Here is a 23032-nt window from a genome sequence, read left to right as displayed (position 1 = left end):
GCGGCGGGCGGCGGGGCGGCGGGGCGGCGGGCGGCGGGCGGGAAGCGGGGCGCCCGTCAGGAGGAGGCGCGGCGGACCAGTTCGGTGGGGAGGATCAGACCGGGGGCGGCGGCCGGCTCGCCGGCGATCTCGGCGAGCAGCGCGCGGGTCATCGCGCGGCCCATCTCCTCGGTGGGCTGCCGGACGCTGGTCAGCGGCGGGTCCATGTGGCGGGCGATCGCGGAGTCGTCGAAGCCGACCAGGGCGACGTCCCCGGGGACGGACCGCCCGGCCTCGCGCAACGCGCGGCGCGCTCCGGCGGCGGTGAGGTCGGAGGCGCAGAAGACGGCGTCGAGGCGGGGGCGGCGGCCGAGCAGCTCGTACATGGCGCGGTAGCCGCCCTCCTCGCTGAAGTCCCCGTGGGCGACCAGCCCCTCGTCCTCGTCGACCCCGCTGGCGGCGAGTTCGGCGTAGTAGCCGTCGAGGCGGCACTGCGCGGCGTACATGTCGCGGGAGCCGGTGATGGTGGCCACGGCGCGGGCGCCCCGCTCCAGCAGGTGCCGCACGGCGGCCCGGGCGCCGCCGACGTTGTCGCCGTCGACGTGGGGGAAGGCCTCGTCGGCGGAGCGGCGGCCGTTCATCACGGCGGGGATGCCGTTCTCGGCGAGCAGTTCCGGCAGCGGGTCCTCGCCGTGCACGGAGACCAGGAGCACGCCGTCGACGCGGTTGCCCGCGGCGTACTGGGCGAATCGTTCCCGCTCGCTCGCGGTGCTGCTCAGCGTGAGCAGCAACTGGATGTCCGCCTCGGCGAGTTCGCTGGTGACGCCGCGGATGATCGCGGCGAAGTAGGGCTCGGCGAAGAGCCGGGTCTCGGGTTCGGGCACGACCAGGGCGACCGCGTCGGCGCGATTGCCCGCCAGGGCCCGCGCCGCACGGTGCGGGACGTAGCCGAGGTCGGCGATCGCCGCCTCCACGGCGACGCGGGTGCGGTCGCTGACCCGCGGCGACCCGTTGATGACCCGGGAGACGGTGCCGCGTCCCACGCCCGCGCGCTCCGCGACCTGTTCCAGCGTGGGCCGGCGTTCTCGCCCGGCCCGGTGTCGTGCAATTGCCATCGGGTCCTCCCGTCACATGCTCCCGAGACCCCCATCAGATCACGGAAACACGACGGTGCGGTCGGATGTATTGACAGCGGAGCGCGTCTCGGGAAATCTCCGGTTCACCGAAGTGGGAGCGCTCCCATCACGGCACCCTACCCACCCGACCCTCGAACGTTCCACGCCCCGGACTCGCTCACCCCACATTGCGCCGCACGCCGACCGGGAGAGGCAACGTCCACGCGCCAGGAGGACGAACCATGCGCACGACACCCCGTACCAGGATGACCCGACGGGCGGCGGTAGGGACAGCCGCCATGATGCTCGCCGTCACCGCCTGTTCCAGCAGCGACTCCGGTGGCGGAGACGACGGCGGTCAGATCACGCTGACCGTGGGCGTCTTCGGACAGTTCGGCCTGGAGGAGGCCGGCCTGTACGAGGAGTACATGGAGCTCAACGACAACATCGTGATCGAGCAGACCTCGGTGCAGGAGAACTCCGACTACTACGCGGCCCTGCTGACGCGCCTGCCCACCGGCTCGGGGCTGATGGACATCCAGGCCGTCGAGGTCGGCAACATCTACGAGGTCACCAACGAGCTCGGCCAGTACTTCGTCGACCTCAACGACTACGACGTCGACACCGGCCACTTCATGGACTGGAAGGCCGCCCAGGCCACGTCCGAGGACGGCAGGGTCGTCGGGCTCGGCACCGACACCGGCCCCATGGGGCTCTGCTACCGCACCGACTACTTCGAGGAGGCGGGGCTGCCCACCGACCGCGAGGAGGTCTCGGAGCTGTGGGCGGGCAGCTGGGAGGACTACATCGCCACCGGCGAGCAGTTCATGTCCGACGGGCCGGACGACGTCAAGTGGGTCGACTCCCCCGGCGGTGTCTTCAACGCCGTGGTCAACGGCTACGAGGAGCGCTTCTACAACGCCGCCGGCGAGGTGAGCTACAAGGAGAGCCAGGGCGTCAGCGACGCCTGGGACATCGCCATGCGCGCGGTGGACGGCGAGATGACCACCAAGCAGGCGCAGTTCACGCCGGACTGGGAGCGGTCGGTCGCCAACGGCGACTTCGCCACCATCTCCTGCCCGCCGTGGATGCTCGGCTACATCGCGGACAAGTCCGGTGACGCCGGCAAGGGCCTCTGGGACTACGCCGCCGCGCCGCAGCCCGGCAACTGGGGCGGCTCCTTCCTCACCGTCACCGAGGCGTCGCAGCACAAGGAGGAGGCGGTGAAGCTGATCGAGTGGCTGACCGCCCCCGAGCAGCAGGTCCGGCTCTTCACCGAACGCGGCAGCTTCCCCTCCTCCGAGGAGGCCATCGCGAACAGCGAGGACGAGATCCAGGGCGTCACCCACGACTACTTCGCCGACGCCCCGATCGGTGAGCTCTTCACCCAGGCGGTGGACGGCATCCCGACGCTGATCGTCGGCCCGCGCGACCAGGTCATCCAGGAGGGGCTGGCCAACGGCCTGCTCGCCGCCGACACCCAGGGCCTGGACGGCGACGAGGCGTGGGACGCCACCGTCCGCTCGATCGACAACGCGCTCGACGACTGAGCCGCGGAGCGGACATGACCACCGACAGGACGAACGCCGCGCCCCCCGCTGAGGGGGGCGCGGCCCCGCGCCCGGCGCCGGACGCCACCGCGGACGAGAAGGAGCTGCGTCGACGACGACGGCGCTCCTGGCGCTACCGGATGGACACCAAGGCGAGCCCCTACGGCTTCGTCGCCCCCTTCTTCCTCTTCTTCGGGGCCTTCGGCCTCTTCCCGCTGCTCTTCACCGGCTGGGCGGCGCTGCACCGGGTACGGCTGCAGAACCCCGGCGAGATGGAGTGGGCGGGGCTCCACAACTTCACCCGACTGCTCTCCGACGAGTTCTTCTGGAACGCGCTGGCGAACACCTTCACCATCGGCATCCTGGCCACCGTGCCGCAGCTGGCGATGGCACTGGGCCTGGCGCACCTGCTGAACTACAAGATGCGCGGCCAGAACTTCTTCCGCGTCGTGATGCTCACGCCGTACGCCACCTCCGTCGCCGCGGCGACGCTGGTGTTCGCGATCCTCTACGGACGCGACTACGGCATGATCAACTGGGCGCTCGACCTGGTGGGGATCAACCCCGTCGACTGGAAGAACAACACCTGGGCCTCCCAGATCGCCATCTCCACCATCGTCATCTGGCGGTGGACCGGGTACAACACGCTGATCTACCTGGCCGCGATGCAGGCGGTGCCGCGGGACCTCTACGAGTCCGCCGCGCTGGACGGCGCCTCGCCCTGGAAGCAGTTCCTCCACGTCACGCTGCCCTCGCTCCGTCCGACCATCCTCTTCACCGTGGTGGTGTCGACGATCGGCGCGACCCAGCTCTTCGGCGAGCCGCTGCTGTTCGCGGGCAGCCCCTCCGGGGGCAACCAGAACCAGTACCAGACGCTCGGCCTGTACATGTACGAGATGGGCTGGATGAACTTCAACCTCGGGCGCGCCTCCGCGATCGCCTGGTCGATGTTCCTGCTGCTCATCCTCATCGGTCTGGCGTACTGGGCGGTCTCGAAGTGGATCACGCGCAGCACCGGCGGACGGAGGTCCTCCCGATGAGTACGACGACACCGGTGACCCCGGAGACCACCACCCCGGTCCTGGAGCTCGACGGCGACAAGCCGAGGACACCGCCCCGACGCGCCGCGCGCGGCGGCAGCGGCGCCGGTCGCCAGATGCAGGCGGGCTGGGTCACCTACACGATCCTGGCCGTCTTCGTGGTGGGCTCGCTGTTCCCGCTGGTGTGGACCGCCATCGCGGCCTCGCACAGCAACACCCGCCTGGCCCAGACGCCGCCGCCGTTCACCTTCGGCGACCGGCTGTGGACCAACCTGGACCAGGCGTGGAACACGGGCAACATGGGCCTGGCCCTCTTCAACACCATGATCGTGGCGGGGGCGATCACCGTCTCCACGGTGCTGTTCGCCACGCTGGCGGGCTTCGCCTTCGCCAAGCTGCCCTTCCGGGGCAAGAACATCCTCATGCTGCTGGTGATCGGCACCATGATGGTGCCGCCGCAGCTCGGGGTGGTCCCGCTCTTCATGGCCATCGCCGAACTGGGCTGGACCAACCAGCTCCAGGCCGTCATCCTGCCGATGATGGTCAGCGCCTTCGGCGTCTTCTTCATGCGCCAGTACCTGGTGCAGGCGCTGCCGACCGAGCTGCTGGAGGCGGCGCGGGTGGACGGTGCCAACAGCCTGCGGGTGGTCTGGCACGTGGTGCTCCCGGTGGCACGGCCCGCCATGGCCGTGCTGGCGATGCTGACCTTCGTGACCGCCTGGAACGAGTTCTTCTGGCCGATCATCGCCTTGACCCAGCAGAACCCGACGGTGCAGGTCGCGTTGACCGGCCTCGGCCGCGGGTATGTCCCCGACCAGGGCGTCATCATGGCCGGTGCCCTGCTGGGCACCCTGCCCCTGCTGATCGTCTTCGCGATCTTCGGCAAGCAGATCGTCGGCGGCATCATGCACGGCGCCCTGAAGGGCTGACACGGCAGCGCGGGGTGCGCCCGTCCTCGACGGGTGCGCCCCGCTTCCTTTGAACCATGAATGGGAGCGCTTCCATGACTGAAAGCCATCTCACGTCCCTCTCCCCCACCGCCCCTGACCTGGAGTTCCCCTCGGACTTCCTGTGGGGGACGGCGACCGCCTCGTACCAGATCGAGGGCGCCGCCCGGGAAGGCGGCCGGACCCCGTCCATCTGGGACACCTTCAGCCACACCCCCGGCAAGGTACAGGCGGGCGACACCGGCGACGTCGCCTGCGACCACTACCACCGCTGGGCCGAGGACCTCGACCTCATCAAGGAACTCGGCATCGGCGCCTACCGGTTCTCCACCTCCTGGAGCCGGGTGCAGCCCACCGGCCGGGGCCCCGCCCTCCAGTCCGGCCTGGACTTCTACCGGCGGCTCACCGACGGCCTGCTGGAACGCGGCATCACCCCCGTCGTGACGCTCTACCACTGGGACCTGCCGCAGGAGCTGGAGGACGCCGGCGGCTGGCCGGAGCGGGAGACCGCCGAGCGGTTCGCCGAGTACGCCGGCATCATGGCGGAGGCGCTGGGCGACCGCGTCTCCATGTGGACCACGCTCAACGAGCCGTGGTGCAGCAGCTTCCTGGGGTACGGCTCCGGCGTGCACGCCCCCGGGCGCACCGAGCCGCTCGCCGTGCTGCGCGCCGCCCACCACCTCAACCTCGCTCACGGGCTGGGCACCCAGGCGCTGCGCGCCGCCCTGCCCGCCGGCGCGAAGGTCTCCATCACCCTCAACCCCGCGGCGGTGCGCCCGCTGACGGCCTCCGCTGAGGACGCCGACGCGGCACGCCGGATCGACGCCCTGCAGAACCGGATCTTCACCGGCCCGCTGCTGCACGGCGGCTACCCGGAGGACCTCAAGGCCGACACCGCCGCGATCACCGACTGGTCGTTCGTGCTCCCCGGCGACGAGGAGATCATCAACCAGCCGCTGGACTCGCTCGGGATCAACTACTACAACCCGGCGATCGTCTCCCACGCCCCGGCCGGCGGCTCCGCGAAGGACGACGGCCACGGCGACTCCACGCACTCCCCCTGGGTCGGCTCCGGCCACGTCGCCTTCCACCAGGCGACCGAGGAGCGCACGGAGATGAACTGGTCGATCGACCCGACCGGTCTCACCGAGCTGCTGATGCGCTTCCACCGCGAGGCGCCCGGACTGCCGCTGTACATCACCGAGAACGGCGCGGCCTTCGCCGACACCGTCGACGAGGACGGGCAGGTCCGCGACCCGCGTCGCGTCTCCTACCTGCACGGCCACCTCGGCGCGGTGCGCGACGCCATCGGGCAGGGCGCGCCGGTCCGCGGTTACTTCGTCTGGTCGCTGCTGGACAACTTCGAGTGGGCGTACGGCTACAGCAAGCGGTTCGGTGTGGTGCACGTCGACTTCGAGACGCTCCGCCGCACGCCGAAGAGCAGCGCGCTGTGGTACGCCGACCTGATCCGGCGCAACCGCCCCATGTGAGACCGGTCCGCGTCCGGAGCCCGCAGCCCGGACCGCGGCGGCCCGCACCTCCGCCTCGTGCCCGTCCCCGTCCCCGGGGGCGGGCACGGGCGCGTTCCGGGGGTGACCGGCCCGCGCGGGTCAGGGCAGCGGGCCGCCGCTCGGGGGCTCGGTGTCGCCGAGGGCGACAGGTTCGTGGTGGGCGCAGGGGTCCGTCAGGTAGTCGAGGGTCCCGGTGACCGTCAGCATGCGGTCCAGGTGCGGCGGCCGGCTGTCCAGGTGCAGGTGGACGTGCGCGGCCTCGCAGAGGCGGTGCGCCATGAGGATCGCGGAGAGGCCCATCGAGTCGACGGCGGCCAACTCGCGGAAGTCCAGGTGCAGTTCCCGTACTTCCTCACCGTCCTCCCCCAGGCGGCGCTCCAGCGCCTCCACGAGCTCGTCGCTCGACTCGTGGTCGAGGTCACCGAAGAGCCGCACCCGCAGTCGGTGCGGCGCCACACGCTCGGTGGTGAGTTTGAAGTACGGATGGGGCAGCGTGGTCATGCGGGCTTTCCATTGCCGGGGATAGGAGTGTGGGGGGAGGCCGTGACGGCGGCACGGCCTTGGTCGAGCAGGGCGCGGGCCCGGGGGAAGTCTTTCAGCTCCTCTCCCAGGACGTCGAAGGTGAGTCCCAATGTGTGGGCCGGGACCTCCCTCGCCGTCAGGATCTCACCCGTCCAGGAGATGAACGTGGTGAACAGTTCCACATCGTCCACGTAGAGGGCGGTGCCGAGGTAGTCGACGATGTGGGCGATGTCCTCGGCGGTGTGGCGCCGCTGCCGCACGGTGTACTCCCGCATGGGGGGAAAACGTTCTTCCAGCCCCGTGAGGGTGGCCCGGACCAGCTCGGCCCGGGTCCGGGCGATCATCGTGTACTCCTGGTCCGCGAGGTGCGGCAGGTCCTCGATCGGCAGGTGCATCGCCGTCGGGTCCGGCCTCGGCAGCCCGTCGAGGAGCAGCCGGGCCACGGCCCGCGCGTCCCCGGCCCACTCGGTGGCCCCGAGCGAGCGGGCGTACCGGCCGTCGGGCCCGAACGCGGCACCGCCCGCCAGCACGGGGACCCCGGCGGCGAGCGCGGCGGTGATGGCGGCGTGGGCGGTCGGCAGATGGGTGGGGATCGACGCCGAGAGGAGCACGGCCTCCGGCCCGGTCCGGTGCAGGTGGGCGATGAGGTGCGGGGTCGGTACGTGGGCCCCCAGGAAGTCGACCCGCCACCCCCGCAGCCGCAGCACCTCCGACAGCAGCCGGGCGGGGAGGGAGTGCCACTCCCCCTCGACGCAGGCGACGGTGATCCGGCCGCGGAAGGGACGCACCCGGCCCGCGGGGTGGTGGGCGAGGGCGGCGATGACGCGCTCGTTGATCGCGGTGGCGACGTGCTCGTCGGCCACCGTCATGCGGTTGGCGGCCCACTCCTCGCCGACCCTGCCCTGCGCCGGCGCGATCACCTCCAGCAGGACCTGCTCGGCCCCCAGGCCGTCCTCCAGCCCCTCGAAGACCGCGGCGGCGGCGGCGTACTCGTCGCCCTGCCGGAGCGCGGCCCACAACTGATCCCGGTAGGCGCCCGGGTCGACGTCGGGCCCCGGGCGCTGGGTGGTGCTGACGGTCATGCCCGGCGCCTACCCGCGGCCCCTCGCGTCAAGGCCGAGAAGACGTCCGGGCGCGGTGTGGTGATGGCGACGACGGCCATGTCGTCGTGGCGGCCGCGTCCCACCCACTCCGCGGCCAGCATCTGGATACGTTCCACCACGGCCTCGGCCGGCATGCCGGCGCACTCGCCCAGCGCCTCCCGCAGCCGCGACTCCCCGAACATCTCGTCACCGAGCGGCCCCCCGCGGGCCTCGGTGATGCCGTCGGTGAACAGCAGGCAGCTCTCGCCGACCGCCAGATCGATGGAGGTGGTGGTCGACTTGATGGAGCGCAGCACCCCGACCAGCGACCCGGAGGTGTCGGCCTCCTCGACCGTGCCGTCCCGCCGCACGATCAGCGGTGCCGGATGACCCGCACTGGTGACGCGGAGCCGGGTGCGGTCCTCGTGGCGGGCGGCCGAGGCCAGGACCAGCGTCGCGAACCGGGTGTGGTGGGAGTTGAGGAGCGCGGTGTTCAGCAGCCGCAGCATCCGGGCGTGGTCGTCGGCGAGCGGCAGCAGCGCGTGGAGCGTGTTGCGGATCTTCCCCGTGAGAACCGCCGCCTCCAGCCCCTTGCCGCAGACGTCACCGAGGACGGCCAGCGACTCCTGGTCCTCGCCCGCGCCGGGATGGACGTCGTAGAAGTCGCCACCGACGCGGTCGGAGTGGCCGGAGGCCCGGTAACCGCCGGCGAACTCCACCCCGTTGACCTGGTGGAGGGTGGGCGGCAGCAGCTCCCGCATGAGGGTGGTGGTGATGCTGGACTGCTCGGCGTACATGCGGGCGGCGGCGAGCGCGGCGCCGGCGCGGGCGGCGAAGAGCCGCGCGAAGACCTCGGCGTCCTCGCTGAACGCGGTGCCGCCGGAGGTCCGCAGCAGCACCAGCGCGCCGCCGGGCGTGCCGTGCCCGGGCAGCGGGGTGATGACCACCGAACCGACGGAGCCCTCCATCTCCTCGGGGACGACCCACTCCGGCGCGCTGGCGGGGTCGATCCACCGGGAGGGCACCGGCGGGAAACCCTGCAGGGCCTCCGCCAGCCCGGGCATCGAGGTGGTGTCGATGTCGACGATGCTCCGGACGACCTCACCGCTGCCGACGCAGCTGGTCATGGGGTGCCGGCGTCCCTTGCCCGGGGCGATGATCACGGCGGCGTCCGCGAGGTGGGTCGCGGCGAGCTGCGCGGTGACCTCCATGCAGCGGTTGACGTTCAGGGAGGAGAGCAGCGCGTTCGACGCCTCGGCGAGGAAGCTGGTGCGCTGCCGTTCGCCGTGCAGCGCCTCCTCGGCCAGGCGGCGGTCGGTGTCGTCGACCAGCCACCAGACGACGTCGCCGTCGGAACCGCGGGTGGCGTGCGCCTCGTAGGAGCGGTCGCCGACCTGCCCGCCGTGCGGCCCGTCGCCGGACTCCGGCCGCTGCTCGGACTGCTGTTCGGTGGGCTCGGCGGAGAGCCGCAGGTGTGCGTCGGCCAGCCAGTCGGGAGCGCCGTCGCGGAGCCGGTCACCTGGGGACAACGCCGAGAAGACCGCCGAGGCGGCGGTGTTGAGCTCCACCACCGTGCCCGACCGGTCGGCGAGCACGACCGGGTAGGGGGCCGAGGCCCACGAGGTGCGCAGTTCCAGGGAACCGGCCGAGGATGTCGTCGTTGTGTCCACTGAGGGAGGCCCGCGAATGCGACCCTCACCACCTTTCGTTGCAAGAGAGCGGTTCTGTCCACAACGATCGCTCACCGGAGGGGGTCGGGGCAACCGGCGTCACAGCCCTGCCACCCGGGAGTTCGCCGCGGCGGGCTCGGATGCGGCGGCCGCACGCCCCCCAGCAGGGGCGCAGCGCCACCGGCCCCGAAACCGCGTGTCGGTGATGACACATGCGCGAGGCATACGCTCCCCGGCCCGAAGGGCGCACCCCCGGCGCGAAGAGACCTTTCGCACACCCGAGCGAGGCGGTGCGCCCACGCTCCGGGCGACCGGACGTCCGGGTCTCGGGGCCGAAGCCGCCACGCCCCGCAGTGGTCTCACCCACGACCGACCCGCCGCCTGGCGCCCCGCCGCGAGCGGCCCGGCGTCGCCGGCGGCCGACCCGAGGCGTTCAGCCACAGCCGCACCTCGGCCCCGCCCAGCACCGACGCCCCGATCCGCACGTCGCCCCCGGTCGCCTCCGCGACCCGGCGCACGATGTCGAGCCCGAGCCCCGTCGAGCCGGTCCCGCCGTCGCCGTGGCCGCGCCGCAGCGCCTCCTCGGGGTCGGCGATCCCCTCCCCCGCGTCCGACACCAGGACGATCACGGTGTCCGAGCCGCCGCGGTGCACGTCCACGGCGAACGCCGTGCCCTCCGGGGTGTGGCGGAAAACGTTGCCGAGCAGCGCGTCGACCACCGCCACCAGGTCCGCGCGCGCCACCGGGACGCGGACCGGTTCCTCCACCCCCGCGAGGCTGGCCTCCCGCCCCTCGTCCTCGGCCAGCGCCGACCAGAAGGCCATGCGCTCGCGGATCACCTCCGCGGCGTCGGTGTCGCCGGCCGGCTCGGCGCCCTCCGGCCCGGCGAGCGCGGACCGCTGCTCCCGGGCGGTCCGGATGATGGTGTCCACCTCGGCCTCCAGCTGATCGACGGCCTGGCGCGTCTGCTCGGCCGCGTCCCCGCCGCCCAGGGAGGCGGCGTTGAGACGCAGCACCGTCAGCGGGGTGCGCAGACGGTGCGAGAGGTCGGCCGCCATCTCCCGTTCGCCGGCGAGCAGCCCCGCGACCTGCCGGGCCATCGCGTTGAACGCCTCGGCCGCGGCCCGCAGCTCCGCGGGGCCCTGCTCGGGCACCCGCACACTCAGCCGCCCCTCACCCAGTTCACGCGCGGCCGCCGCCAGCTGCTCCGCGGGGCGGACGGTCCGGCGTCCCAGCCGGTCCGCCACCGCCACCGAGCCGGCCACCAGCGCCACGCCCACCCCGGCCAGCACCAGCCAGGCCGTGGTGACGCCGCTGGCGAGGTCGGCCGCCGGGACGAACACCTCGACCACCGCGATGGCGCCGGAGTCGACCGCGATCGGTTGCAGCAGCGCGGTGCCGCCCTCGACCGCGAGCGAGACGGCGCGGCCATAGCGCAGTGCGGCGCGCAGATCCGTCTCGGAGGTCCGGCGGTCACCGATGGTCAGCGCCGCCTCCCCGTCGTCCCCGGCCACCGCGTCGTCCGCCGCCTCCTCGCCGTCCGCCGCGGGCCCCGGCTGGTCGGGGACGTGGACGGCGATCCGGCCGTCCGCCCCGGCCTCGGTACTGGCGACGGCCCGTTGCAGCTGCGCGCGGTCGGTGGTGATGGCCAGCACCGGCGCGATGGCCGCCGCCTGCCGTTCGGCGTTGCCCAGGGCGCGATCGGCGGCCATCTCCCGGACGACCAGCCCCAGCGGCACCGCGAACGCCAGCACGACCATGGCGGTCACCGCCAGCGAGATGCGGACCAGGGCCCACCTCATACGGGCTGCCCCGAGCCGGGGCCGCCCCACGGGGCGGCGCCGTCGACCGGGGCCGGCGGCGCCTCCAGCTTCACCCCCACTCCCCGCAGCGTGTGCAGATAGCGGGGGCGGGCCGCGGTCTCGCCGAGTTTCCGGCGCAGCCACGACAGGTGCACGTCGATGGTCTGGTCGTCCCCGTAGGACTGGCGCCAGACCTCGGTGAGCAGTTCCCGGCGGGCGATCACCTCGCCCGGGCGGCCGGCGAGGTGCGCCAGCAGGTCGAACTCACGGCGCGTCAGCTCCAGCGGGCGACCGTCGAGCTCGGCGGTCCGGCGCCGCGGGTCCACCGCGAGGCCGCCGACCCGCAGCACCTCCTCGCGTTCGCGCACCGCGCCCCGGCCGCCGTCCCAGCGGCGCAGCACGGCGGCCATGCGGGCGGCGAGGTGGTCGACGGAGAACGGCTTGACCAGGTAGTCGTCGGCGCCGTCGTTGAGCAGCCGGACGATCTCCCGCTCGTCGTCCCGGGCGGTGGCGACGATGACCGGGACCTGGGTGAGCCCGCGCAGCATCTTCAGCGCCTCCGCGCCGTCGAGGTCGGGCAGGCCGAGGTCGAGGATCACGACGTCGAAGCGCAGCTGCGCCACCTCGCGCAGCGCCTCCAGGGCTGTGCCGACGCTCCGCACGGTGTGGGCTGCGTCGGTGAGATGGCGGATGAGCGCCGATCTGACGAAGGGGTCGTCCTCGACCACGAGCACATGGGCCATGCGCGGCACCGTACGCCATGTACGCGACGGGAGTTGAGGCAACGTCCGGTTGTGCGGCCGCCGCCCGGCGCCGTCCGCCGGGCCTCGCGGGGCGGACCGGCCGGACGCGGCACGGCCCGGGGCCCGGCGCGGTGTGGGAGATGTGAGGACCGCTGCGTAATGTGTGCCCATGCGACGGCAGTTGATGATCGGGGCGGCGTGGGTCGGCACCACGGGGGCCGCGGTCACCCTGACGTGGTTCGGGGTGGGGTCCGTGCTCCGCGGCACGGTCTACGACCCGCCTCGGGCGCTGCCGGTCTCGGGGCCGCCGGCGGACCATGCGGACGCCGGGCCGGACGTCTCCTCGACCCAGCGGCCCCCGGAGCCCGACGACGAGCCGACCGGCGACGGGACCGCGCCCGAGTCCGCACCGCCCCCGGACGCGCCGCCCGGCGAGGGATCCGCGGACGGCGGGGAGCGGCCGCCGGGGGTGACACCGGACGGCGAGGCCGGCGCGGAGGAGGAACCGGCGCCCCCCGCCCCGGACGCCGGGGAGTCCGGGAGCGGACTGGGCTCGGTGGAGACGGTCGTCACCGACGGCGGCCGGGTGGCGTTCGACGTGGGACCCGACTCCGCCGACCTGGTCTCGGCCACCCCCGCGCCCGGCTGGGAGATGCAGGTCTGGACGGAGGAGACCTACATCCGCGTCAGCTTCTCCGGGGAGGGCAGGACCGTCTCGGTCTTCTGCATCTTCAACGGCCACCCTCCCTACCTCGACCAGCACGAGGAGTGAACGGGACGGGCGGCACGGCCCGTTCGGCGGCCGCCGCGGTCCCCTGCGGCCGCCCCCGCGGCGGGACTCACCGGTCGAAGACGCCGGGCGGCGGGGGCGGCGAGGCGCCGACGGTGGCGTCGGTGACGAGCGCGGCACCTCCGGTGAGGTCGGCGAGTTCCCGACCGCTCACCACCCGCGCCGGCTGGGGGTCGGTGGCGACCCTGCGCCGGAGGTCGGCGACGGGGATCTCCGCGTCGGAGGCCACCAGGACGGCGTTGCCGAACCGCCGCCCCCGCAGCACCGCGGGGTCCGCCGTCAGCGCACCGTGGCGGAACCGGTCCAGCAGCCCGGCGACCTGGCCGCGCAGGAACGCCAGGGGCGGGCCGTCCGTGACGTTGGCGGCGTACCAGCCGCCCGGGCGGAGCGCGCGCCGCGCCAGGTCGAGGAAGTCGACGCTGGTGCAGTGGGCGGGGGTGCGCGCCCCCGCGAAGACATCGGCGATGACGAGGTCGGCGGCGCCCTCGGGGAGCCGCTCCAGCAGCTGCCGCGCGTCGGTGCCGCGCACCCGCAGCCGTCCCTCGGGCAGCGGCAGCCAGGCGCGGACGAGCGCGGTGAGCCGGGTGTCGGGCTCGGCGACCTGCTGCTGGGAGCGGGGCCGGGTCACCGCGAGGTAGCGCGCGAGGGTGAGCGCACCGCCGCCGAGGTGGACGGCGGTCACCGCCGCGCCGGGCGGCGCGCAGAGATCGACCACGTGCCCCAGCCGCCGCTGGTACGCGAAGGCCAGCCGCGTGGGGTCCGCGAGGTCGACGTGGGACTGCGGGGCACCCTCGAGGTGCAGTTCCCAGGCGTCGGGGCGGTCCGGGTCCGGCAGGAGCAGCACCTCGCCGCCGTCGGCCCGGCCGCTCCGGATCTCGCGTCCCTGTCGTCGTCTGCTGGTGCGCTCGGCCACGCCCCCAGTATGGCGACCGGCCGGTGGCGTGCGGTGGCCGGCCGCCGCGGCGGAACGTTCCTGCGACCGGGGCGCGCGAGCAGGGCGCGGCGGTGGAGCGGAACGGGTGGGCGGTGGGGCGAGCCCGCCCGGATCAGCGGCAGCAGCGGTCCAGCGCCGCGAGGGTACGGGTCGCCTCGCACAGCGCGGCGCGCAGCCGGTCCGGCGCCGTCGCGGGGGCCGGGGTGTCACGCGGCGGCACCAGCCACCCCGTGCCGGTCACCGGCGGCTGGCACGAACCGGGGGGCGTGCCGTAGGTCTCGGTACAGGCGCTGCCGGGCAGGTTCCATTCGCGGGCCGTCCCGGGCGGCACCAGGAAGCCCAGGGTGTCGCCGTCGTGGTCGTGGAGCACCGGTCCGACCCCGCTGCGCAATCGCAGGATGTCCACCGCTTCGAGCCCCTCACGGGCGGGAACGGTGACGAGGTCGCAGGGCGTCTCGGGGTGCGCCGCGCGGCCGTCGCGGCCGTGGTGGGCGGCGTTCGCACGGTGGCGCGTCAGGGCGGTGGCGCCCTCGGTGTCCGGCATCGGACTCTCCTCCGCGGTCGGTTCACCCGTCTCAACGCGATTGCACTGTCAAGGGGCACGGCCGGGTACCCCCGCAAAGGGTGGCAGTTCATGGCGGATCCCGGGCGGGTTGCCCCATTCGGGCGACGATAGGGCGGATTGTCCTTCTGTCCGGCCGGTACGGTCCCGTGCATGACGTCCCCACCCGCGTCACCCGGGGCACCGGAGCCCGACGATCCGGCACGCCCCGGCGCGGGCACCACTCCCCCACGCCCCAACGAGACCTTCCGCCTCCTCCGCGGGGACCTCTCGCCCGGCGAGTTCGCGGCGGCGGTGCGCCGTGCCGCCCGGGAGATCGGGGAGCGGGTCGCCTGCGACGCGCGCTACGTCGGCCGGGTCGAGTCGGGCGAGATCCGCTGCCCCAACTACGCCTACGAGCGGGTCTTCCGGCACATGTACCCCGAGCTGGACCTCACCGGGCTCGGCTTCGAACCGCGCGACGCGGTGCGCGGGCGGGCGACGGCCCGGACCCGCGAGCCCCACCCCCGGACGGAGGGCACCGGGGCGGCCACCGCCCGCCGGCTGCCCGGGCTCCTGCCCGGGGGCGGCGCACCGCCGCTCTGCCCCGACCCCGCGGCCCATCTCGCCGGTTTCCGCACCGGCCCGCCGGGCGAGGGGCGGCGCCCCACCGACGACCACCGCACCGATCCCGAACCAGAGGAGAGCGACGTGCTGCGCCGCGCCTTCATGACCGGGGGCCCCGCCACCCTGGCCGCCCTCACCCAGCGCGGCGACAGCGCGCCGGCGGCCCCGTCCTCCCCCCGCGTCGGCGAGACCGAGGCCGGCGCACTGGAGGACACCGTCCGACGCATCCGGCTGCTGGACGACCAGCACGGCGCGGACCACCTCTACCGCCGGGCGAGCCGCTCCCTGGCCGCCGCCCACCGGCTGCTCGACACCGGCACCGGCCGCCGGCGGATCAGCGACCGCATCCACAACGGCGCGGGCGAGCTGGCGCTGTCGGTCGGCTGGCTCGCCCACGACTCCGGCCGATGGGAGGAGGCCCGCTCCCACTACGCCGAGGCGCTGGCCACGGCCCGGATGAACGGCGACGCCGCTCTGGAGGCGCACGCCTTCTGCAACAGCGCCTTCCTCGCCCGCGACACCGGCCGCCCCCGCGAGGCGGTCCGCGCCGCACAGGCCGGGCAGCAGGCGGCCCACCGCCATCCCTCGCACCGCCTGCGCTCGCTGCTGGCCGTGCGGGAGGCCGGCGGCTGGGCCGGGCTCGGCGACCGCGCGGCGTGCGAGGAGGCGCTCGGCCGGGCCCGCGACCACTTCGCACGGGGCGCACACCCGGACGACCCGGAGTGGATGTCGTTCTTCGGCGAGGCCGAGCTGGCGGGGCTGGAGGCGCAGTGCTGGTCGGCACTGGGCGACTACGGCAGAGCGGCGGAGCGCGCCCGGGTGGCGGTGGACCTGCAGGAGCCGCACTTCGTCCGCAACACCGCGCTCTTCGGCGCGGAGCTGGCCGGCGACCTCGCCGGCTGCGGACGACCGGCGGAGGCCGCGGTGACCGGGCTCCACTCGCTGGAGCTGCTGGCGCAGGTCCGCTCCCGCCGGATCACCACGATGCTGCGGCAGACCGCCCGGCGGCTGGTGCCCCACCGGCGGGAGCCGGAGGTGGGTGCGTTCCTCGGCCGGATGGACGCGGTCCGCTGACCGTCGCCCGCCGCCGGGGCGCCCGCGGCGGGGCGCCACGGCGTGTCGCGGTCACTCCAGGTGGCCGGTGTCGTTCCACCGCAGTACCGCCGGCTCCCCGTAGGCCCAGCCCAGCTCGCTGAGCGAGGTGGGCAGCAGCCGCAGGTGGGCGGCGAAGTCGACCGGCCGGCCGAGCCACCGGGCGCCGATCGCGCGCAGGATGTGGCCGTGGGCGAAGAGCACCAGGTCCTCCTCGGCGTCCCGCAGCCGGCCGACGACCGTGTCGGCCCGGTCGGACAGCTCCTGGAGGGTCTCGCCGCCGGTGACACCGTCGCGCCAGATCATCCAGTCGGCGCCGCGGCGCTCCCGGATCTGGTCCGGGGTGAGCCCCTCCTCCTGGCCGTAGTCCCACTCCTGGAGCTCCGGCCACTCCTGGACCCGGTCGCCGAACCCCGCCAGCTCACAGGTCTCGCGGGCCCGCGAGAGGGGGCTGGTGCGGACCAGCGTCCCCGGCAGTCCCTCCCAGGGGGCGCGGTGGAGGCGCTTGCCCACCAAGCGGGCGCCCTCACGGCCCTCGGGCTGCAGGGGGATGTCGGTTCGTCCGGTGTGCCGGCCGGACAGCGACCATGCGGTCTGCCCGTGCCGTACCAGCAGTACGCGCGCTGCCATGTCGTCCTCTGTCCTTCCGGGGCGTGCCGCGGGGTTCTCCCGCTGTTCCATCATCGCTCAGCGGAGCGTTCGGTTCCGTTCGAGGGCCCGCGACCTGCCCGTGAGCCGGTGCACGCGGTTCCGTAGGGTTGGCCGATCCGCCCGTCCTCCGCTCGGCGCGTCGCCGGCCGCCCGTCCCCCACTCGCACCGGGAGCCCTTTCCCATGTCGCACGTCCCACCGCGCCGCCGGTGGACCGAGTTGCCGCTGATAGCCGTCGTCTACCTCGCGTACACCGGCGCCCGCCTGCTGGCGCGGGGGGACGTGGCCACCGCGGTCGACAACGGCGTGGCCATCCTGCGGCTGGAGCGCGCGCTGGTGCTCAACGCGGAGGAGCCGCTGAACCGGCTCTTCACCGAGTACGCGGCGCTGGGGGTGCCGGCCGCGTTCGTCTACGCCTCGCTGCACTACCTGGTGACACCCGCGGTCCTGGTCTGGCTGTTCCGGCGGCACCGGCAGCGCTACCGGCGGATGCGGACCTGGCTGCTGCTCTCCACGCTGCTGGGGCTGGTCGGCTTCACGCTGTACCCGACGGCACCGCCGCGACTCCTCGCCGCCGAGCACGGCTTCGTGGACGGCCTCGCCCACTACAGCGCGTGGGGCTGGTGGTCGGACGCGGCGAGCGCGCCCAGCGGCCTGGGGGACATGACCAACCAGTACGCGGCGATGCCGAGCCTGCACGTGGGGTGGGCCCTGTGGTGCGGAGTGGCGCTGTGGTGGTTCGGCCGCCGTTCCCTCACGGTACGCACGGCCGCGGTGGGGTACCCGGTGGTCACGGTGGTGGTGGTCATGGGCACCGCCAACCACTACCTGCTGGACGTGCTCGGCGGGGTGCTGGTGATGGCCCTCGGGCTGTGGCTGGCCCGGCCGGTCCTCCGGATCTGCGACCGGGTGCGGGCGGCGGGCCGCCGCCGCGGGGCGGGCGCCGGGCGGACCGTGCCGTCCGGGGCGACCGGCGGGCACAATGGAGCGGCGTGTCCGACGCACACGCCGGGCCGGCCGGGTGACCGGGAGGCGCCCGGGGTGCCGGGGCCGGCCTGCGGCACGGCTCCCGGGGAGCAGCCCGCCCGGCCCCGGGTGGGCGCCGCGTCGGGCGGTACACCGAGCGCAGGAGGCGGAGCGAGCTGATGTCCGAAGCCGGTCACGACCCAGCGGCCACCGGGGGCGGCACCCGCCGGTTCCACCGACCCGCCGCGCTCTTCACCGAGCCCGCGGCGCCGCCCCGGGAGGACGAGCCGTTCTTCTCCCTGGAGACGGTCACCGATCCGGCGGAGCTGCTCGGCCGCGCCACCGAGCTGGCCGAGGCGTTCCGGGGTGCGGCGGACCGCGCGACGGAGTTCCAGGCCGTGGCCGCCGCACAGCTCGCCGACCCCCGGCGCTTCGACCGGCTCTCGGTCGCGGACATCGCCGGCCGCGCCGGGTGGACGGAGGAGTACGCCGAGCGCATGGTGCAGTTCGGCCGCGAGCTGGAGAGCCGGCCCCCGGAGGAGTGAGCGGCCCGCCCGGCGGCGTCCGACGGCGCCCGGCGGGGTGATCGGCCGGTTTTTGCGGTGCCCGCGACGGGTGCTAAAGTCTTCCACGTCAGCAGGCGCCGCTAGCTCAGTTGGTTAGAGCAGCTGACTCTTAATCAGCGGGTCCGGGGTTCGAGTCCCTGGCGGCGCACAGACAGACGAAGGCCCTCCGCTCCGGCGGGGGGCCTTCGTCGTGCACGGCCGCGGCGCGGGAGCCGCCGCGCCGCGGGAGTCCGGCCGGGTCGGCCGCGGCTCACTCGCGGACGACCTTGACCTGCCAGCCGCCGGCGGCGGTGCGGTCGCCCACCTCCACCCGGACGCCGTCCTCGGCTGCGTAGTAGGCCTCGCCGGCGGCCAGGGGTGCGTCCGCCAGTTCGGGCTGGACGGAACGCCCGTGGCAGGCGCCGGTGTCGGGGTGACCGTCGAGGACCTCGACCGGCCCCTGGGCCGAGGCCACGTCGCCGCGGACCCGGTAGAGCAGGACGCCTTCCGTGCAGGCGTGCACGTCGTTGCCGACCCGGGCGCGGGCCTCCAGGACCAGCGCCTCGTCGGAGGAGGTGCGCACCACCACCATGCGGGTGTCGGCGCCCGCGTCGGCGGGGTCGAGCGGGGCGGCCAGCGGCCGCAGGGTGTGGAGGCTGACGCCGGCGTCCCGCACGCAGTCGACATGGGCGGAGTCCAGCCAGCCCAGCTTCCACTTGTGCCAGCCGAAGGGCTCCGGCGCCAGCCCGAACTGGCTGCCCATCACGTCCCAGTCGCCGACGTGGGTGTCCCAGTCGCCGCGCCCGCCCTCGGGCCGGTTGTAGAGGTCCGGCAGGTCGAAGACGTGACCGGTCTCGTGGGCGAGGACGTTGCGGTCGGGGGGACGGGCCTCGAAGAGGGTGACGACGCGGCGGACCTCGCCGCCCCCCATGGTCAGCGGCCGTTCGAAGTTGACGACCTTGGTCGCGTCGGAGTCGACACCGGGCGCGTCGGGGTCGGCGACCAGGTAGACGATGTCGTAGTCGCCGAGGTCCGAGCGGTGCTCCAGCACGGTGGTGACGTCCCGGAGGTAGGCGGCCCGCCGGTCGGGTTCCCAGTCGCGCTGGATGGCGTAGGCGCCGGATTCCTGCGGCATCGTCAGCCACCGGTCGTCGATGTCGGCGTCGAGGCGGAACGTGCCGTAGGAGGCGCGCAGGAAGAACTCGGTGGTCGCCGGGAAGTAGTCGGCGGCGATGTCCTGCGGCGCGGACCGGGGCTCGGCGTCGGGAAAGGCGAGGAAGAGCATCACGGCGCTGAGGTCGCGGTCGGGGCGGGGGTACTGCGCGTTCCAGGTGTCCAGACCGAGCGAGTGGTGGACCGGGTGGCGGGGCAGTCCGCACGGCTCGTCGACGAGCGGACCCTCGCCGGGACCGCGCATCATGCTGGTCACCGTCATCACGGACAGCGCCGCGAGGAAGACGCCTGCGCTGCGGTACAGCGGGGACGTCCTGCGCGGCCCGGTGGGTCCGGGCTTCCGGGGTCGGGCCACGGCTTCCTCCCGTCAGACCTCGCAACAGCATCACCACTTTGTTGCGATTTGACAGGTTCGACCCGTTTTGGTGCTCCATTGGCGGCAGATGCGACCGCTTCAAGGGCGCGCGCCCGGACCAACACGCTCCGTGAGGGAGCAGCGCTCCGGGCGCTCACGAACAAGGGAGAGCGCGCACCCGGGAACACGCGCGGGGAGCGTGCTGCAACCTTTGAGGGAGGCTTCGAAGAAACGTTCCCTATCGCTAAGAGATGGACCCGAACCACCACCTCGGCGATCACGCGAGATCAGAGGCGGAAGACATCGGTCAGTGCGTCGAAAGCCTGTAGGAGCGGGCGATTCCACCGACCGGTACGCCCCCGCTGGCGCTGGCTCCGGCGCGCGGGGGCCTCTATGATCGGCACATTTCCAGCGCGGAACTCCGCCTGTACCACCCCGCGGAGTTCCCCGCACCCCACCCGCCTGCGAACCATGCCCTCCGGGAGCAACCGGTGAACGGACCCCAGACCGCCACCCCGGATTTCCTCACGCTCCGCGATCACCCACGTGCCCGCGCGGCGGCCTTTGACTCCTCCCCCCTTCCCATGGCCCTGCTGGACGGTGCGGGCCGCGTCCTCACCGCCAACCGCGCCCTCGGCCGACTGCTCGGCCGGGAACCTGCGACCCTCACCGGCCACGCCGCCGACGCCCCCGCCGTGCTCCACCTCGACGGCCGCGCCCGGGAGGACTACCGCGCCGCGGTGCGCGAGGGGTCGGCCCCCGGTGGCCACGTGCACCGCGTCAAACACGAGGACGGGACCACCATCTGGACCGAGATCACGCTCACACCGCTGCCCGCGGGCGCCGGCCCCGGCGGGGCGCCCGCCGCGGCACGCCCCGCCGTCGCCGCGGGCGCCCCGCCCGCCGCCCGCACGCTCCTCTCGGTGAGTGACATCAGCGAACGGCGGCGCCTCACCGAGCAGCTGCGACACCTGCGCATGCACGACCCGGTGACCAAACTGCCCAACCGGGCGCTGTTCTTCGAGCGGGTCGCCGGCGCCCTCGCCGACTCCGCCACCGGCCGGATCGGGCTGTGCTACCTGGACCTCGACGGATTCCAGGCGATCAACGACACGCTCGGACACCGGGTCGGCGACCGCCTGCTCGACGCGGTGGCGCGCCGGCTCATCCACTGCGCCGGCGACGGCGACTTCGGCGGCCATCTGGTGGCGCGGCTCGGCGGGGACGAGTTCGCCCTGCTGGTCGAGGACTCCACCGGCACGGAGCAGGCCACCGACCTCGCCGACGCGGTCCTGGCCGCGCTGCAGCGGCCGTTCGACATCGAGGGGCACCGCCTGGCGGTCTCCGCCAGCATCGGCGTCGTCGAGCGGCTGTGCGCGGAGACCTCCCCCACCGGGCTCATGCAGGCGGCCGACACCACCCTCTACTGGGCGAAGGACGACGGCAAGGCGCGCTGGACGCTGTTCGACCCCGAGCGCAACGCCCACCGCATGACCCGCCAGTCGCTCTCCGCCCGGCTGCGGCCGGCCGTGGAACGCGGGGAGTTCCTGGTCGAGTACCAGCCGATCGTCTCGCTGGCCGACGACACGGTCCGCGGGGTCGAGGCGCTGGTGCGCTGGCTCCACCCCGACCTCGGCCGGCTCTCCCCCGACCGGTTCGTGCCGCTGGCGGAGGAGAACGGCGCCATCGTCCCGCTCGGCCGGTGGGTGCTCGCCGAGGCGTGCCGCCAGGCCCGCCGCTGGCAGCTGGAGCACCCCGCGACACCGTTGTTCGTCAGCGTCAACGTCGCGGTGCGGCAGGTGTGGGACTCCGACCTGGTCAGCGACGTCGCCCAGGTGCTGGAGGAGACGGGGCTGCCGCCGGGGCTGCTCCAGCTGGAGCTGACGGAGTCGGCGGTCATGGGCTCGGCCGGGCAGCCGCTCCAGGCGCTGCAGGACCTCTCGGACATGGGGGTGCGCATCGCCATCGACGACTTCGGCACCGGGTACTCCAACCTCGCCTACCTCAGCCGGCTCCCGGTCCGGGCGCTGAAGCTGGACGGGACCTTCGTCCGCGGCTTCCGCACGGCCAAGCACCTCAACCCGGCGGACGAGACCATCGTCTCCTCGCTGGTGCAGCTGGCCCACAAGCTCGGGCTGACCGTGACCGCCGAGTGCGTCGAGGGCGAGGCGCAGGCGGAGCGGCTGCGCCGGATCGGGTGCGACACCGGGCAGGGGTGGCACTACGCCAAGCCGCTGCCGGCGGAGCGCATCGACGACCTCATCGGCGGGACGGCGCTGCCCGTGCCGCCGGACGCCGCCGGCTGACGTCGGCTCCCGCGCCGCGTTCCGCGATGGCAGATCATGGCGGAACGCGGCGGAAGCCGGCGTGTCCGGCCCCGGGCGTCAGCCGGGGGTGGTGAACAGCGTGCCGAGCGCGGGGCAGTCGACGGTGCGGTCGACGAGCCTGAGCCCGTGCCACGCGGTGACCTGGTGGGCGGTGAGCACCGGCTTGGCGAGCGCCTCCTCCAGCGCTGTCACCCAGGCGGCGGTGTGCATGGCGGTGTCGGGGAGCAGCACCGCGTCGGCGCCGGGGTCGTCGCCCGCCCGCGCCAGCGCGAGGACCTCCTCGTACCCCCAGGTCCCGACCTCGGCCGCGGTGATGATCCCGGCGGAGCGCACCCCGGTCACGGCGATCCCGGAGTCCCGCAGGAAGGCGGCGAACAACTGCGCCACGTCCTCGGGGTAGGTGGCGGCGACCGCCACCCGCCCGGCGCCGATGGCGTGGACGGCGTCGGCGAAGGCGAAGGAGGTGCTGGACGCCGGGACGCCGGCGGCCTCGGCCAGCTCGGCCGCCTGGCGGCGGGCACCCTCCAGCCCGAAGACGAAGCTGGCGGAGGTGCAGGCCCACATCACGGCCTGGGCGCCCTGCTCCCGCAGCTCCGCCGCGCCGGGGACCAGCCGGGCGACCGACCCCATCTCCAGCAGCGCGCCCACCTCGTGCGCGTCGGTGCCGATGTCGGTGTGGACCAGCGGCAGCCGGACCGACCCACCCGCCTCGTTGAGCATCCCCTCCATCCGGGGCGCGTCGTCCTCCGCCGAGAAACCGGGGTACAGGAAACCGACCGTCGCGGTCAGGGTGGTGTCGGTGGCGGACTGCGGCTGGGCGGTCTCCCGCATCAGGGGGTCTCCTTCGACAGGGGGGCGGTCGTCCGGCGCGGGGCCGCCGGGGGCGGGCCCGCGGCCGGAGCGGGGAGGTGTGCGGTCCGGGCGCGGTGCCGGTGCCGCCGGTCGGGGGTGCGGGGCGGTCCCACCGCGCCCGGCGGCGCCGGGTGCGGTCGGGTGGCGGGCGTCGTTGGTGACGGCCGCGGCGACGATCTCGGCGTACGGCCGCTGTCCGGGGCGCAGCGCGTCCGCTGT

20 protein-coding genes and 1 tRNA gene are annotated in these 23032 nt (G+C 74.1%); 10 read left to right on the top strand and 11 right to left on the bottom strand.

The window, feature by feature from the left end; genetic code table 11:
* Positions 1 to 56: 56 nt before the first annotated feature.
* Entirely contained in the window at positions 57 to 1094 is a 1038-nt protein-coding gene (locus HCN52_RS09770) for a LacI family DNA-binding transcriptional regulator (protein WP_168088001.1), read from the bottom strand.
* 242 nt (positions 1095 to 1336) lie between these two features.
* Between HCN52_RS09770 and HCN52_RS09765 the strand changes: the two genes are divergently transcribed.
* From HCN52_RS09765 to HCN52_RS09750, 4 genes are all read left to right on the top strand, one after another.
* On the top strand, positions 1337 to 2644 hold the full coding sequence (locus tag HCN52_RS09765) for an ABC transporter substrate-binding protein (protein ID WP_168088000.1): 1308 nt from the start codon (positions 1337 to 1339) through the stop codon (positions 2642 to 2644).
* 14 nt (positions 2645 to 2658) lie between these two features.
* Positions 2659 to 3684: a carbohydrate ABC transporter permease gene (locus HCN52_RS09760; RefSeq protein ID WP_168087999.1), complete on the top strand. Its 1026-nt coding sequence runs from the start codon at positions 2659 to 2661 to the stop codon at positions 3682 to 3684.
* On the top strand, positions 3681 to 4613 hold the full coding sequence (locus HCN52_RS09755) for a carbohydrate ABC transporter permease (protein WP_168087998.1): 933 nt from the start codon (positions 3681 to 3683) through the stop codon (positions 4611 to 4613). The genes HCN52_RS09760 and HCN52_RS09755 overlap by 4 nt, the downstream gene beginning before the upstream one ends.
* Positions 4614 to 4687: 74 nt before the next feature.
* On the top strand, positions 4688 to 6121 hold the full coding sequence (locus tag HCN52_RS09750; RefSeq protein ID WP_168087997.1) for a GH1 family beta-glucosidase: 1434 nt from the start codon (positions 4688 to 4690) through the stop codon (positions 6119 to 6121).
* A gap of 120 nt (positions 6122 to 6241) precedes the next feature.
* On the opposite strand, the gene HCN52_RS09745 is transcribed toward HCN52_RS09750, so the two are convergent.
* The 5 genes from HCN52_RS09745 to HCN52_RS09725 all read right to left on the bottom strand — a co-directional run bounded on the left by HCN52_RS09745 (position 6242) and on the right by HCN52_RS09725 (position 11961).
* Positions 6242 to 6643: an STAS domain-containing protein gene (locus tag HCN52_RS09745; RefSeq protein ID WP_168087996.1), complete on the bottom strand. Its 402-nt coding sequence runs from the start codon at positions 6641 to 6643 to the stop codon at positions 6242 to 6244.
* Positions 6640 to 7746 (bottom strand): cobalamin B12-binding domain-containing protein, encoded by a 1107-nt coding sequence (locus HCN52_RS09740; protein ID WP_168087995.1) that lies wholly within the window; start codon positions 7744 to 7746, stop codon positions 6640 to 6642. Before HCN52_RS09740 ends, HCN52_RS09745 begins: the two co-directional genes overlap by 4 nt.
* Positions 7743 to 9416: a PP2C family protein-serine/threonine phosphatase gene (locus tag HCN52_RS09735; protein WP_168087994.1), complete on the bottom strand. Its 1674-nt coding sequence runs from the start codon at positions 9414 to 9416 to the stop codon at positions 7743 to 7745. The genes HCN52_RS09740 and HCN52_RS09735 overlap by 4 nt, the downstream gene beginning before the upstream one ends.
* A 359-nt stretch (positions 9417 to 9775) precedes the next feature.
* On the bottom strand, positions 9776 to 11218 hold the full coding sequence (locus HCN52_RS09730) for a sensor histidine kinase (protein WP_168087993.1): 1443 nt from the start codon (positions 11216 to 11218) through the stop codon (positions 9776 to 9778).
* The gene (locus tag HCN52_RS09725; protein ID WP_209314358.1) at positions 11215 to 11961 is read right to left on the bottom strand and encodes a response regulator transcription factor; all 747 of its coding nucleotides are present in this window, start codon (positions 11959 to 11961) and stop codon (positions 11215 to 11217) included. Before HCN52_RS09725 ends, HCN52_RS09730 begins: the two co-directional genes overlap by 4 nt.
* 169 nt (positions 11962 to 12130) lie before the next feature.
* On the opposite strand from HCN52_RS09725, the gene HCN52_RS09720 reads away from it, so the two are divergent.
* Positions 12131 to 12733, top strand: coding sequence for a hypothetical protein (locus HCN52_RS09720; RefSeq protein WP_168087992.1), 603 nt, complete (start codon positions 12131 to 12133; stop codon positions 12731 to 12733).
* Between the two features lie 67 nt (positions 12734 to 12800).
* Here HCN52_RS09720 and HCN52_RS09715 read toward each other — a convergent pair whose 3' ends face one another.
* Both HCN52_RS09715 and HCN52_RS09710 read right to left on the bottom strand, forming a co-directional pair.
* Positions 12801 to 13664: a spermidine synthase gene (locus HCN52_RS09715; RefSeq protein ID WP_168087991.1), complete on the bottom strand. Its 864-nt coding sequence runs from the start codon at positions 13662 to 13664 to the stop codon at positions 12801 to 12803.
* Positions 13665 to 13797: 133 nt separating this feature from the next.
* Complete coding sequence (locus tag HCN52_RS09710) at positions 13798 to 14229, bottom strand: hypothetical protein (protein WP_168087990.1); 432 nt, start codon at positions 14227 to 14229, stop codon at positions 13798 to 13800.
* 171 nt (positions 14230 to 14400) lie between these two features.
* Here HCN52_RS09710 and HCN52_RS09705 point away from each other — a divergent pair, with 171 nt between their 5' ends.
* Entirely contained in the window at positions 14401 to 15927 is a 1527-nt protein-coding gene (locus HCN52_RS09705) for an NsdA family TPR-like regulatory protein (RefSeq protein WP_245175014.1), read from the top strand.
* Positions 15928 to 15978: 51 nt separating this feature from the next.
* On the opposite strand, the gene HCN52_RS09700 is transcribed toward HCN52_RS09705, so the two are convergent.
* Positions 15979 to 16575: a histidine phosphatase family protein gene (locus HCN52_RS09700; protein WP_168087989.1), complete on the bottom strand. Its 597-nt coding sequence runs from the start codon at positions 16573 to 16575 to the stop codon at positions 15979 to 15981.
* A gap of 203 nt (positions 16576 to 16778) precedes the next feature.
* Between HCN52_RS09700 and HCN52_RS09695 the strand changes: the two genes are divergently transcribed.
* From HCN52_RS09695 to HCN52_RS09685, 3 genes are all read left to right on the top strand, one after another.
* Entirely contained in the window at positions 16779 to 17741 is a 963-nt protein-coding gene (locus HCN52_RS09695; RefSeq protein ID WP_168087988.1) for a phosphatase PAP2 family protein, read from the top strand.
* Entirely contained in the window at positions 17741 to 18106 is a 366-nt protein-coding gene (locus HCN52_RS09690; RefSeq protein WP_168087987.1) for a DUF8844 domain-containing protein, read from the top strand. The genes HCN52_RS09695 and HCN52_RS09690 overlap by 1 nt, the downstream gene beginning before the upstream one ends.
* Positions 18107 to 18201: 95 nt before the next feature.
* Positions 18202 to 18275 (top strand) — tRNA-Lys (locus HCN52_RS09685).
* A 102-nt stretch (positions 18276 to 18377) separates the two neighbouring features.
* Here HCN52_RS09685 and HCN52_RS09680 read toward each other — a convergent pair.
* Positions 18378 to 19634 carry a M6 family metalloprotease domain-containing protein gene (locus HCN52_RS09680; protein ID WP_376767108.1) on the bottom strand — a complete coding sequence of 419 codons (1257 nt, stop codon included), beginning with the start codon at positions 19632 to 19634 and terminating at the stop codon, positions 18378 to 18380.
* Positions 19635 to 20218: 584 nt separating this feature from the next.
* Between HCN52_RS09680 and HCN52_RS09675 the strand changes: the two genes are divergently transcribed.
* The gene (locus tag HCN52_RS09675) at positions 20219 to 21940 is read left to right on the top strand and encodes a putative bifunctional diguanylate cyclase/phosphodiesterase (protein WP_245175015.1); all 1722 of its coding nucleotides are present in this window, start codon (positions 20219 to 20221) and stop codon (positions 21938 to 21940) included.
* Between the two features lie 78 nt (positions 21941 to 22018).
* Here HCN52_RS09675 and HCN52_RS09670 read toward each other — a convergent pair whose 3' ends face one another.
* Positions 22019 to 22792 (bottom strand): maleate cis-trans isomerase family protein, encoded by a 774-nt coding sequence (locus HCN52_RS09670; RefSeq protein ID WP_168087986.1) that lies wholly within the window; start codon positions 22790 to 22792, stop codon positions 22019 to 22021.
* Between the last annotated feature and the right edge of the window lie 240 nt (positions 22793 to 23032).

Origin of the sequence: Streptomyces bohaiensis, assembly GCF_012033785.1 — a bacterium.
GTDB classification, from domain to species: domain Bacteria; phylum Actinomycetota; class Actinomycetes; order Streptomycetales; family Streptomycetaceae; genus Streptomyces; species Streptomyces bohaiensis.
Note: the sequence above shows the minus strand (reverse complement) of the source record. Positions and strands in the feature narration are given on the sequence as shown.